The 12,118-nt window shown below is 59.5% G+C and carries 13 protein-coding genes; 4 read left to right on the top strand and 9 right to left on the bottom strand.

Translation table 11 applies throughout. The features are described from left to right. Positions 1-10: 10 nt before the first annotated feature. The 4 genes from fliG to PR017_RS01135 all read left to right on the top strand — a co-directional run bounded on the left by fliG (position 11) and on the right by PR017_RS01135 (position 4,602). The gene (gene fliG, locus PR017_RS01150) at positions 11-1,051 is read left to right on the top strand and encodes a flagellar motor switch protein FliG (RefSeq protein ID WP_111216802.1); all 1,041 of its coding nucleotides are present in this window, start codon (positions 11-13) and stop codon (positions 1,049-1,051) included. Positions 1,052-1,179: 128 nt separating this feature from the next. After that, positions 1,180-2,259, top strand: a complete 1,080-nt coding sequence (gene flhB / locus PR017_RS01145) for a flagellar biosynthesis protein FlhB (protein ID WP_111216800.1) — start codon at positions 1,180-1,182, stop codon at positions 2,257-2,259. Between the two features lie 3 nt (positions 2,260-2,262). Further along, positions 2,263-2,703 carry a hypothetical protein gene (locus PR017_RS01140; RefSeq protein WP_111216798.1) on the top strand — a complete coding sequence of 147 codons (441 nt, stop codon included), beginning with the start codon at positions 2,263-2,265 and terminating at the stop codon, positions 2,701-2,703. Between the two features lie 396 nt (positions 2,704-3,099). Continuing rightward, a complete protein-coding gene (locus PR017_RS01135; protein ID WP_111216796.1) occupies positions 3,100-4,602 on the top strand; it encodes a DegQ family serine endoprotease in 1,503 nt (500 codons plus the stop codon). An 86-nt stretch (positions 4,603-4,688) separates the two neighbouring features. On the opposite strand, the gene visR is transcribed toward PR017_RS01135, so the two are convergent. The 9 genes from visR to PR017_RS01090 all read right to left on the bottom strand — a co-directional run bounded on the left by visR (position 4,689) and on the right by PR017_RS01090 (position 12,115). Then, positions 4,689-5,432 carry a transcriptional regulator VisR gene (gene visR / locus PR017_RS01130; RefSeq protein WP_111216794.1) on the bottom strand — a complete coding sequence of 248 codons (744 nt, stop codon included), beginning with the start codon at positions 5,430-5,432 and terminating at the stop codon, positions 4,689-4,691. 9 nt (positions 5,433-5,441) lie between these two features. Beyond that, complete coding sequence (gene visN, locus PR017_RS01125; RefSeq protein WP_111216792.1) at positions 5,442-6,182, bottom strand: transcriptional regulator VisN; 741 nt, start codon at positions 6,180-6,182, stop codon at positions 5,442-5,444. 320 nt (positions 6,183-6,502) lie between these two features. Further along, positions 6,503-8,194: a flagellar basal-body MS-ring/collar protein FliF gene (fliF, locus tag PR017_RS01120; RefSeq protein ID WP_111216790.1), complete on the bottom strand. Its 1,692-nt coding sequence runs from the start codon at positions 8,192-8,194 to the stop codon at positions 6,503-6,505. 162 nt (positions 8,195-8,356) lie between these two features. Further along, on the bottom strand, positions 8,357-8,743 hold the full coding sequence (gene cheT / locus PR017_RS01115; RefSeq protein ID WP_111216788.1) for a chemotaxis protein CheT: 387 nt from the start codon (positions 8,741-8,743) through the stop codon (positions 8,357-8,359). Positions 8,744-8,759: 16 nt separating this feature from the next. Further along, positions 8,760-9,314, bottom strand: coding sequence for a chemoreceptor glutamine deamidase CheD (gene cheD, locus PR017_RS01110; RefSeq protein WP_111216786.1), 555 nt, complete (start codon positions 9,312-9,314; stop codon positions 8,760-8,762). After that, a complete protein-coding gene (locus PR017_RS01105; RefSeq protein ID WP_111216784.1) occupies positions 9,311-9,700 on the bottom strand; it encodes a response regulator in 390 nt (129 codons plus the stop codon). Before PR017_RS01105 ends, cheD begins: the two co-directional genes overlap by 4 nt. Next, complete coding sequence (cheB, locus tag PR017_RS01100; protein WP_111216782.1) at positions 9,700-10,746, bottom strand: protein-glutamate O-methylesterase CheB; 1,047 nt, start codon at positions 10,744-10,746, stop codon at positions 9,700-9,702. The genes PR017_RS01105 and cheB overlap by 1 nt, the downstream gene beginning before the upstream one ends. Then, the gene (gene cheR, locus PR017_RS01095) at positions 10,743-11,651 is read right to left on the bottom strand and encodes a protein-glutamate O-methyltransferase CheR (RefSeq protein WP_111216780.1); all 909 of its coding nucleotides are present in this window, start codon (positions 11,649-11,651) and stop codon (positions 10,743-10,745) included. The genes cheB and cheR overlap by 4 nt, the downstream gene beginning before the upstream one ends. After that, positions 11,648-12,115, bottom strand: a complete 468-nt coding sequence (locus PR017_RS01090) for a chemotaxis protein CheW (RefSeq protein WP_111216778.1) — start codon at positions 12,113-12,115, stop codon at positions 11,648-11,650. The genes cheR and PR017_RS01090 overlap by 4 nt, the downstream gene beginning before the upstream one ends. Positions 12,116-12,118 lie beyond the last annotated feature (3 nt).

Here is a 12,118-nt window from a genome sequence, read left to right as displayed (position 1 = left end):
GGAGAAGACCATGATGGACTTTGACGATTTCGGCGGCGCTGTAGCCGAGAAACCGTTATCTCAGGCTGAAAAAGCCGCAGCCGTTCTGCTTGCCATGGGCAAGGAGGTCGCGGGGCGTCTGTTGAAATATTTTACCCAGCACGAATTGCAGCTTATCATTTCGTCCGCCCAGTCGCTGCGCCCCATTCCCCCGGACGAACTGGCGATCCTCGTTGCCGAATTCGAAGACCTGTTCACCGAAGGTGCCGGTCTGATGGACAATGCCAAGGCCATCGAGAGCATTCTCGAGGAGGGCCTGACGCCAGACGAGGTTGACAGCCTGCTCGGCCGCCGCACAGCCTTCCAGGCCTTCGAAACGTCGATCTGGGACCGCCTCGGCGAAGGCGAACCGGCTTTTGTCGGCAGCTTCCTCCTAAAGGAACATCCGCAGACCATCGCCTATATCCTCTCGATGATGCCATCCTCGTTCGGCGCCAAGGTGCTGATGCAGATCCCCGACGCCCAGCGCGCCGACATCATGAACCGGACGGTCAACCTCAAGGACGTCAGTCCGAAGGCGGCACAGATCATCGAAAACCGCGTCGTGGCGCTGTTGGCGGAGATCGAGATGGAACGCAACGCAGGCGGCTCTGCCAAGGTTGCGGAACTGATGAACGAAATGGAGAAGCCGCAGGTCGATACGCTGCTGAGCTCGCTCGAAACGTTGAGCCAGGCTTCCGTCGACAAGGTCCGTCCGAAGATCTTCCTGTTCGACGACCTGATGCTGATGCCGCAGCGCGGCCGCGTCCTGCTGCTCAACGACATCTCCGCAGACATCCTGACGATGGCCTTGCGCGGGTCTTCCGGAGAGATGCGCGAGACGGTGCTAGCCTCGATCAGCCCGCGTCAGCGCCGCATGATCGAATCGGACCTTGCTGCCGGTACGAACGGCATCAACCCGCGCGAGATCGCCATCGCCCGCCGCGCAATTGCCCAGGAAGCGATCCGGCTTGCCAATTCCGGCCAGATCCAGCTCAAGGAACCCGTCGTTGCCGACACCGAGGCCGCTTAACCGCAGCTGTTGACAAGCCCGTTGCGGGACATGGCCCGAGTTGAACCCGGCGACCGGGAGGTCTAGACTCCCTCGAAGATCAGGCTGCGCATGATGCGCGGCCTTTCGGCTTGAAAAGGGCAGCGGATTTGGCCGACGAGGACAAAGACAGCAAGACCGAGAATCCGACCGAGAAAAAACTTCGGGAAGCGACAGACAAGGGCAATATCCCGATGTCGCGGGAGGCAACGCTATTTGCCTCCATGCTTGCCACCTTCATCTACATGATTTTCTTCCTGCCGGATCGGATGGCCCGGATGGGCCAGGTACTTCGCGACCTGTTCGAAAATCCGGACCAATGGAGCTTGGAAACCGGCTCGGACGTGATGTCGCTGTTCGTGAAGATCGGCTGGGAAGTCGGCAACCTGCTGCTGCCAGCGGTCGTGCTGTTCTTCCTGTTCGGCATCAGTTCCTCGGTCGCCCAGCATTTGCCATCACCCGTGCTCGAACGCATCCGGCCGCAGATGTCGCGAATTTCGCCGGTGGCCGGCTGGAAGCGCATCTTCAGCGTCCCCGGACTGGTGGAATTCGGCAAGTCGATGATGAAGATCGTCGTTGTCGGGATCATCATGTTTTTCGTGCTGCGCAGCGAGTTCTTCGGCTCGATCGATTCGATGTTTTCCGATCCGCAGACGATTTTCGTCCGGCTTGGGAGCATCATCAAGAAGATCCTCGTGGTGGTGCTGCTTGCGACCGCGATCGTCGGCATCATCGACCTGTTCTGGACGCGCTACCATTGGTACGACCAGCTGCGCATGACGAAACAGGACGTCAAGGACGAGTTCAAGCAGTCCCAGGGCGACCCAATCGTCAAGGCCCGCCAGAGATCGATCGCCCGCGACAGGGCCCGCCGGCGGATGATGAAAAACGTCTCGCGCGCAACGCTTGTCATTGCCAACCCGACCCACTTCGCCGTAGCGCTGCGCTACGTCAGGTCGGAAAACGATGCGCCGGTCGTAGTCGCCAAAGGCCAGGACCTGATTGCACTCAGAATCAGAGAGATTGCCGAGGAAAACAACATCCCCGTGTTCGAGGATCCGCCGCTAGCGCGCTCCATGTTTGCGCAAGTCTCGGTCGATAGTGTCATCCCGTCAGTATTTTTTAAGGCCGTCGCAGAACTGATTCATCGGATCTATGCGGCGAAATCAAATAATAAGCGGGTACCATAAAGAATGAAAAGATGCCCCTACTCCGAAAAACGCGAACAGATCCTTGCCGAGGCCATTAGCCCTGTGGCAAGCGAACTGAGACTGCTTGACGCAGCGGACCTGATTTCCCTGCTGCGTTTTGAATCCTATGGCAACCTTGCAGACCTGGTTGCCTCTGCCGCAGAACTCTACTTCCTTCCGGGCACGGTCAATTTTGGCCTAGGGGGTGACTACGCCCTCGAATGGGGCGGACCGGCGGAAGTCAGCATCGACCTCGAGATCAAACCGGTCGGCATAACCGTCTACGCCAAGCTGGCGTTGACCGAACACCACGCCGGAGTGGAGATCAACCACATCGCCTTCGACAATCCGTCGAGCGATCCGGACGAAAATACGGCGATGCTCGCCCAGAGCCTCAGCCAGGCACGTTACACCATACCGACATCACCGGCGATGAACGCCTGACGCGTCTGAACTGCCGACATCCCAATTGGAAACCAAGGCGACGCATGACCGTCGCCTTGGTTTTTTTACGCGCGTGTTCAGCCCCACATCCCTGCAGCATTACGCGGCATGGCGGCCAACATTGCCGTCAAGTAATACTGGCTGCGATTTAAATTACTTTTCTGTAACTTCGGCCCCTAATCCCGCTTTATCGGCAAAAATGTGGTCATATCCGCAATATTCTGATTATTTATGTTTAACATGACACCTGTTTCGAGCGGGCTATTACTTGGCGTCGAAGTTCAGGCAAACCCATCTGCTGCATGGCAGACCTACCTGAGCCTTTGATGCAAACGACCGCTGACGCGAGACAGGCGGCCCGGCATCGTGTTCACACGCTCGCAAGGGACCAACATCATGTCGTCAATTCTTCAGAGACACCGTACCGCAGCCCTCGTTGGCGCTGCTTTCATCCTTGGCGCGGCCTCGCTGCCGCTGGTTTTCAATGGCACGGCCGCCAATGCTGCAGGCCAATCAGGCGCCGTCAGCGGGATCGTCGCTGCCAATGGCTCGTTTGCGCCGATCGTCAGCGCCGACAAGCCTGCGGTCGTCACCATCACCACGACGATGAAAGCCGACAATGTCAGCGACGACAGCGACAGTTCTCCTATGGACCAGCAGTTCCGCCAGTTCTTCGGTGGCCAGGGCATGCCGATGCCGCAGCAGGCGCCGCAGGGCCGCCAAGGTCACAGCCAGGCCCTCGGTTCCGGCTTCATCATCAGCTCTGACGGCGTGATCGTCACCAACAACCACGTGATCGACAAGGCCATCGACATCAAGGTGACACTCGATGACGGAACGGAACTGCCGGCCAAGCTGCTCGGCGCCGATCCCAAGTCCGACCTCGCCGTCATCAAGATCCAGTCTCCCAAGCCCCTGGCGACAATCGCATGGGGAGATTCCGACAAGCTGAAGCTTGGCGACCAGATTCTCGCCATCGGAAATCCCTTCGGCATCGGCACGACCGTCACCGCCGGCATCGTTTCCGCCCGTGGCCGTGACCTCCATAGCGGCCCCTACGACGATTTCATCCAGATCGATGCGCCGATCAACCACGGCAATTCCGGCGGCCCGCTGGTCGATAGCAACGGCCAGGTGGTGGGTATCAATACGGCCATCTACTCTCCGAACGGCGGCAGCGTCGGCGTCGGCTTCGCCATTCCGTCCGACGAGGCCAAGACCATCGTCGCCAAGCTCGAGAAGAGCGGCTCTATCGACCATGGCTATCTCGGGGTCGAGATCCAGCCGGTCACGCAGGATATCGCCGAAGCCGTCGGTCTGACCGAGGCGCAGGGCGCCCTGGTGGCGCAGGTGAGCGACGGAACACCGGCCGCAAATGCCGGCGTCAAGAGCGGCGACATCATCACCGGCCTTGGCGGCAGGACCGTGAAAATGCCGAAGGACCTGTCGCGCTTCGTGGCCGACCTGTCGCCGGGTACGAAAGAGAGCCTGACCGTGTGGCGCGACGGCAAATCCGTTGATCTACCGGTGACCGTTGGCGGTAACGACAAGGGCGACGAGCAGGCTTCCGTCGAAAGCAGTGACACGCAACAGGGCCATAAGCCTGCGCTCGGCATCGGCCTTGCGGAACTGACACCGGAAGTTCGCCAGTCGCTCAATCTTCCGGACAGCGCCACTGGCGTCGTGGTGGAAAGCGTCAATCCCGACAAGGCTGCGGCGTCTGCCGGCATCCAGCCAGGCGATGTGATCGTCTCCGTCAACCAGAAGCCGGCCCGCAACGCGCATGACATTCAGGCGGAGGTAGCGCAGGCCAGCAAGGCCGGCCGCAAGTCGGTGCTGCTGATGATCGAACGGAACGGTACCAAGAGCTTCGTGGCCGTGCCTTTCGCGGCTGCCTGATGCTGCCATCAGACCTCCAGCTTCACCCGGCAAGCGCCGGGTGAAGCGCGTTTAGCCCCAAACGGATCGAATGGATGACGCTGATGTCAGCTGATATAGCCAAGACGGATGGACTTCGCGATTGCCTGAATGCGGTTGACGCTGTCGAGCTTGATCGTCGCCGAGCCGAGATAAGCGTTGACCGTATGGACGGAAAGGCCAAGCTTGTCCGCGATTTCTTCGCTGATCCGTCCGTCTCCAGCCAGTTGCAGGCAGGCGATTTCCCGCTCGCTCAGGGATTCCACCGCCGAGTTGCGCCGCTCGTCCAGTGACAGCAGATCCATCATGATCTGGCAGCTTCGACCATGGAGGTCGACGATGACGTCGCTGCTGACATCGATAAAATTGGCGGTGAACAGAACAATGCCGTTACCAACGGTTCCCAGCCGGACGGGAAAGGCAATGCCGGCATAGGGCAACATCTTGGATTTAAGGCGCGAGGTGAACGCGGCAAAATCGATCGCTTCCGCCGTGCTCTCGTCGTCGACGCCGTTCCACATGAGCGGCAGCAGCGATTTTTCGAGATGCTCCAGCATGTCGTCGCCATAAGCGTCGAGAATAGCCTTCGCGACCAACGGATTGGCCGGACCGAAGTTTTCCAGCTCACAGACCAGGCGCAGCCTGTTGGGAAGGCCAGACCCGGCGACACGGTAAATTGCGAAATTCTGGGCGTCGATCAGCTTCTGCATCGCGACCAGCCGCGGAAAAAGGTCGGAACGGCTGGAGATACGGTGAACCCGCGTCATCTTCAGTTCGCGCGATACGGTCGTTCTGTCCGGCGCGTGTTTCATCGTGACCCCTCAGACCAGATTGTTTCTGACCGCAAACGCGATCGCTTCGGACCGGGTCTTGGTTGCGGTCTTGCGCATGACGCTGGTTATGTAGTTGTTGATCGTGTTGCGGGAGATACCGAGAATCATGGCGATTTCATCGCTGGTCTTGCCCTCGGCGATCCAGAACAGGCATTCCAGCTCCCGGTCCGTCAATTCGAAACTGCGCTCGCCCTTGCCCTCGACGCAATGACCAAAGCTCGCGAAATAGGCCGTCAGCAACCCGACTTCACGAAGACGCTCGGGCGACAGGATGAATCCGTCGCGATAGAGCAGCATCAGCGACAGCCGGGTGCGGCCGACATTGAGTGTCAGCGAGCAGTACTGCCGGCTCGAGCCCTCCGGTAAGGTCACGTCGTCGGGCAAAACAGAAAAGCTCGGCTGGAACAGCAGCATGCACTTCTCGAGTTCTGTGGTCCGCACGTAGGCCCCGACGAGATCGGATGCCAGCCGCCGGACAAGATCGAACGGCCAGTCAGACGACATGACGAAATCGAGGCCGCTCTCCTGGAGCAGGTCGCAGCGGGCAAGCATATAGTGGGAGGCGCCGATATAATCGGTCAGGGCGCGCAAGCCCGAATGGATATAGGGGGAACCTGCAACGTCCATCAGACGCAGGATAAGCTGGTCACGGGTCATGCTCTTGGCGGGAAGCGTTGGAAGAATAACATCACCTTCGCTGCGGCTGGCCTGAAGTATATTCATGTCCATTTGCATTTCCTGCCATGTTAAACGTTTAACGTGGGCGCTAGGACGTCCTGCCTGGACCAAATCTGACCTTGAGTGTTTTAACTCTCTGTCCCCGAATCACTATGAACAAACGTACACCCTGGAGCATCAGACCTCCAAGTTTTAAGGATTGTGGAAGCCTCTATTCTCTGTATTTGAATAACCGGTCAAAATCGGCCCGTTAATCCATTCATCAGTTCGACGTTAAAACGATTCTGCAAAACCATCAATGGCCGGCTTTGTGAAGAACAAAGGTGTCAAAGCGATCATGAAAAAGGCCGGGAGTGAACCCGGCCCTTGTGTTACGCGGCAACGTCGACTGCCCATTTTCGGAGAATTTTTGCGGCGCGCTCTTCGCTCATTTCCACCATGCGCGACAGGCGACGTTCCGGGCCCTCCTTGACGCGGCGATTGAAGTTGCCGTCGTCGTCGCCCATCGTCAGCAGGTCGTCGGTGCTGTCGAAGCCAAAGTCGGAGCCGAAGCCGTCCATCAGCGCGCCACCGGCGCCTGCACCGCCTGGAGCAAAGTCCGGCAGTTCGAGGCCTGCCGCATCCGGCAGGGCGCTATCGGTTTCGCCACCGGCCAGGCGTCCACCGGTTACCGAGCGGATCAGAGGACGGAAGCCCATCATGATGATCAGGAAGGCGACGACGACGAAGGCGAGCGAGTTGATGATGCCAGCCATGTTGCGGCTCAGCATGTCCATGATGCCGGGGCTCGAGGCCGTGTCGTCGAGCAACTGGGTGTCGAGGAAGTCCATGGCGTTGACGGTGATGATATCGCCGCGCTTGGGGTCGAGTCCGGCAGCAGTCGAAACAATCTTCTGCATGTCGGCGATATACGCGTCGATCTTCGCCTGGTCGGCGGGTTCACCGACCATCTTGGCGATGCGACCCTTGTTGACGACGACGGCGACCGAAAGCTTCTCGAGCTTGTAGCTGTTGCGGACGGTGGCCGTGGTCGTGCTGTTGATCTCGTAGTTGGTCTGCTCGTCCTTCTTGTCGGTCTGGTCGCTGTTTTGCGGGCTGGCGCCGCCGGCAGCGGGCGCCGCCTGGGGGATGTTCTGCTCGACCGTTGCTGCGGTGTCGGACTGCTGCTGCTGTGACTTCTGGGCTTCTTTGGTGGTGCGGACAGAGCGCTCGACCTTGGATTCCGGATCGTAGACTGTCGATTGGATCTGCTGCGTGTCCGTATTTAGCTGCGCCGTGACACTGGAGCGGAAATTGTCCATGCCGAGGAAGGGAGCAAGCGCCTTGTCGATGTTCTTCTCGACCTCGCTCTGGACATTCTGCACGATGCCGAGGTTGCGATTGAGGGCATTGTTGCCCGGATCGTCGCCGGAGGCGAGCAGTTGGCCAGTGGAATCCAGGATCGTTACGTCGTCGACTTCGAGACCGGGCACGGCCGAGGCGACGAGATGGCGAATGGACTGGGCAGACTTGCGGCCGGCTTCGGAGCCGGCGCGGATCATGACGGAGGCTGTGGGCTTTTGCCCGGCTTTGCGAAAGTTGCCGACATCGGGCATGACGATGTGAACGCGCGCGGCGCTGATGCCGTTGATCGAGGTGATGGTGCGACCGATCTCACCTTCGAGAGCGCGGACGCGGGTGACTTCCTGCATGAAGGAGGTCAGGCCGAGCGAGCCGACATTGTCGAACAGTTCGTAGCCGGCATTGGTGCTGTTGGGGAGGCCTTTTTCGGCGAGCAGCAGACGTGCTTTGCCTGTGGTGCCTGCAGGAACGGTGACGCTGGTACCGTCGGTGCCGACCTGGAATGCAATGTTGGCTTCTGCAAGCGCGATGCTGATCTGGTTCAGGTCCGGCTTGTCCAGACCGACATAAAGCGTCTCCTGGGCGGGCTTATTGACGTAAAGGGCTGCGCCCAGAACCACGGCAATGGAAAGCACTGCGACGCCGCCCAACGCCATAAGGCGGTTTCGGCCTAGATTCTGAACATTCTTCAATATCTGAAGTAGTTGATTTAACAGATTCATTCTGTTCTCGCACGCTTCGTCAAAGACCAAACTGGCTTTGTGCCCTGCAGCGAAGATAGGCAGCGAAGCTTGCGCGAGCGTTTCTTCCAACGCGGTCGAGGCTCGCGTGGGCTCGGAAAAAGCCGCGGGAGACCGCGTCTTGCATTTCGATTTTCGTGGCGACTAGAAGAAGTCGAAGTCGCCGGCAGCCTTGCTCAGTGGCTGCGAATGGCCATGACGGACGCCGCCGCCGAGGGCCTTCTGCATTTCGGAGAGCTTTACCAGGCTGAGTGCGGTCGCGACGTCGACGATCCACGCTTCCGGAATCTCAGCCGTGAAGGTATCGATGAACTCGGCGATGCCGCGGGTTTTCTGGACGGCCAGATCGATGCCCTGCATGACCTTCATGGAATCCGGCGACTGCGCGTCGATGCCTTTCAGTTCCAGCAGTTGCGGCTCGATGCGCTCGATCAGGTAGGCGACGTCATGCAACTCAGAAACTATCCGCATGAGGATGGCGGGCAGCGCCTCCTCGACAGTCGAAGCCTCCGTAGACGAGATAGCGTTCATGAGTAGGCCTCGCTTTTCAAAAGAATTCGACCGTGTTTTCGACAGGCCTGGCTGCAACGACCGGACGGCGCTCAAGATCGACCGTTTTCTTGGTTTCGGCACCGGTCAGCGGATATTGCCGCGCCCGACCCGATACCGGCCAGAATTCAACCTTGCGTCCGTGGTCGCCTCCCGTGCTGGAACCGACGACACGAATGCCTTCGTCACGCAGGAACTGCACGGCGAATGCGGCATTCTGCTCGCCGACATTCGAGAAGGTCGCAATCGTCTTCGCACCGCCAAATATCTTGGCTTCCAGCCGATCGCGGCGGGCTCCCTGCTTCAGGAGCCCGTTGATCAGCAATTCCATGAGATGGACGCCATAGCGCGTCGCATCTCCGCCGGTCATCGGCGAGCCGGCATTGCCCGGCAACAGAAAGTGGTTCATGCCGCCGACACCGGCGACAGGATCACGCAAACATGCAGCCACGCACGAGCCGAGAATGGTCGACAGCACCGCATCCGGGTCGCTGAGAACCTTGTACTCGCCTTGTATGATGTGCACGCGCCGGACTGCACCCTCGGTGATCATTTGAGGGCTCCAAACACAGCCTCGATAGCCGCCTTCATCTTTTCGATGGTAAAGGGCTTGGCGAGAACGTTGTTTGCACCCAGGGCGGCCGCCTTCTGCACCAGGGCACGGTCGCCCTGCGCGGTCAGGATGATGAACGCGGCTTTCTTGGTGGCCGGATTGGTCCGGACCGCCTGTAGAAGTCCCAGACCGTCCATCTTCGGCATGTTGAAGTCAGAGATGACGAGATGATGGGGCTGCTGCGCCATGATCTTCATCCCCTGTTCGCCGTCGCCAGCCGACGTGATTTGCTTGAAGCCGAGTTGGGTCAAGGCATCACTCAAGAGTAGGCGGCTGGTGACCTGATCATCAACGATCAGGACTTTGATTTTCTCCGCAAGAGACATTATTCGCTCTCCTTTCGGGCGGCTGTCATTTTCAATATTTCGTCACCGATGGCAGACAGTGCAAGCTGCTGCTCAACCGCGCCAAGTTCGTGTGCAACTCTTGGCATTCCGTAAACAACGCAGGTTTTTTCGTTCTGTCCGATGGTTCTTGCACCAGCATGGCGCATTTTTAGTAAACCTGCGGCCCCGTCACGACCCATCCCGGTCAGGATCACACCCACGGCGTTGCGCCCGGCCAATTCTGCAACCGAATCGAACAGGACGTCTACGGAGGGGCGATGACCGTTTACCGGGTCGCGGTCGATCAGGCGGCAATGCGGCGCCGAGGCACTGGCGACCTGCAGATGACGCTCGCCACCGGGAGCGAGATAGATCTTGCCGATCTCCAGGCGGGCACCGTCGGTCGCTTCCTGCACCACCGGTGCGCAGAGACGGTTCAGCCGCTCGGCAAAGCTCTTGGTAAAGGTTTGCGGCATGTGCTGGGTGATGACGGTCGGCGGACAGTTGGCCGGGAATTTCTGCAGCACAGCGATCAGCGCCTCTACGCCACCTGTCGACGAGCCGATGGCGACGATCTTTCGGCCGACCCGAAAGTCAGCGACGGCCGTTGGTGTCACCGGAGCCTGTCGGGCCGCCTGGCTGGCAAACTGGCGCTGCGAGCGGGCCGCAGCCTTCACTTTTTCGACGAGGTCGCCGAAGGGGTTGCGCTCGCCGGCGACCGGCTTGCCGACGCAATCGAAAGCGCCGATCTCCAGTGCCGTCAGGCTCGCCTCTGCGCCCCGGTGTGTCATGGTCGATACCATGATCACCGGCATCGGCCTAAGCTTCATGATCTTCTCTAGGAACTCCAGGCCGTTCATGTTCGGCATCTCGATGTCGAGCGTGATGACGTCGGGATTGAGTTCCTTGATGGCGGCACGGGCCTCCATGGCATCGCTCGCCTGGCCAACGACGTTGACCCCGGGATCGGAACTAAGGATGGCAGTTATCAGACCCCGCATGGTGGCGGAGTCGTCGACGACCAGAACGCGGGCAGGTGCGCTCATGACTTGTTCCCCGCATTCTTGCCGATATAGCGGTAGGTAGTGATGCCGATATTGTCGAAGACGTCCTTGGCCGGGCCGGACACGCGCTCGGAGTGGCCGATATAGAGATGGCCCTTGTCCGGCAGCAGGCCGGCAAAGCGCTGCCAGATTTTGACCTGGGTCGGCTCGTCGAAGTAGATGACGACGTTGCGGCAGAAGATCACGTCGAAATTGCCCTTGAAAGGCCATTGTGCCATCAGGTTCAATTCGTTGTAGGTAATCAGCCGCTTGACGCGATCATCGACCTGGAACTTCCTCCGGCCCTGGATCTCGACTTCCTGGAACCATTGCTTGCGCATCGCAGGCGAGACCGTCTCGAGTGCCGCTTCGTCATAGGCGCCGGCGCGTGCGATCGCCAAGATCTTCGGGTCGATGTCTGTCGCCAGGATCCGGAAGTCATAATCCGCTGCATTCGGCATCAACGACAAGACGGTGAGCGCGATGGAATAGGGCTCCTGACCGTCCGAACTGGCTGCCGACCAGATCCGCACCCGGCCACCGGCCTTGGCGCGGGCCAGAAGCCCCGGCAGGACGTCTGTCCGCAGATGTTCGAAGTGATGGTTTTCGCGAAAGAAGCGGGTAAAGTTGGTCGTCAGGTGAGACAGCATGTCCTTGCGGGCAGCAGCGCCGGCTGGCGACGAGACAAGCGCGCAATATTCGCGAAAGCCGGAGATACCGAGATTGCGGATATGCTTCGACAGCCGTGAGTAGACAAGCGATGCCTTGGTCTCGTTGAGCGAGATACCGGCATCGGCATAGATCATCGCGGCGACTTCCATCAGGTCCCGGCGTGTCAGCGGATATTCACCGCTGGCAAGGACTTCATCGGGCGACTGCCGGCTTTCTGCAAATCCCATAACACTCATGCTGCTTGGCTTTCGATGTCGGGGAACAGGGTTTCGAGTTCGATCAGGCAAATCATTCGGCGATCTATCGACAAGATCCCGCGGGCGAACTGCTTCTGCAGGTCGGACGCCATTTCAGGCGTCGGCTGGATAATATCTTCGTTGATCGTCAGAATGTCCGAGACGGCCTCGACCAACAGGCCGACCGTGTGCCTTCTCACCTGCGTCACGATGATGACGTGGCGCACGCTCGGTTCGGATGGCCGCATGCCGAGGCGTGCGGACAGGTCCATGATCGGTAGCACGACGCCGCGCAGATTGATGACACCGAGGACATAGGGCGGAGCGTAGGGGATCCCCGTTGCCGGCGTCCATCCACGGATTTCTCGCACCGACATGACATTGATGCAGAATTCCTGGTCGCCGATGCGGAAGGCGATCAGTTCGCGCATACCTTGTGCTGCAGCCTTGAGCGGTTGGGACATGAT

This window comes from Rhizobium tumorigenes (assembly GCF_003240565.2).
In the GTDB taxonomy this organism is placed as follows: domain Bacteria; phylum Pseudomonadota; class Alphaproteobacteria; order Rhizobiales; family Rhizobiaceae; genus Rhizobium; species Rhizobium tumorigenes.
The sequence above is the reverse complement of the archived record's forward strand: the minus strand, read 5'-3'. Positions and strand labels throughout refer to the sequence as shown.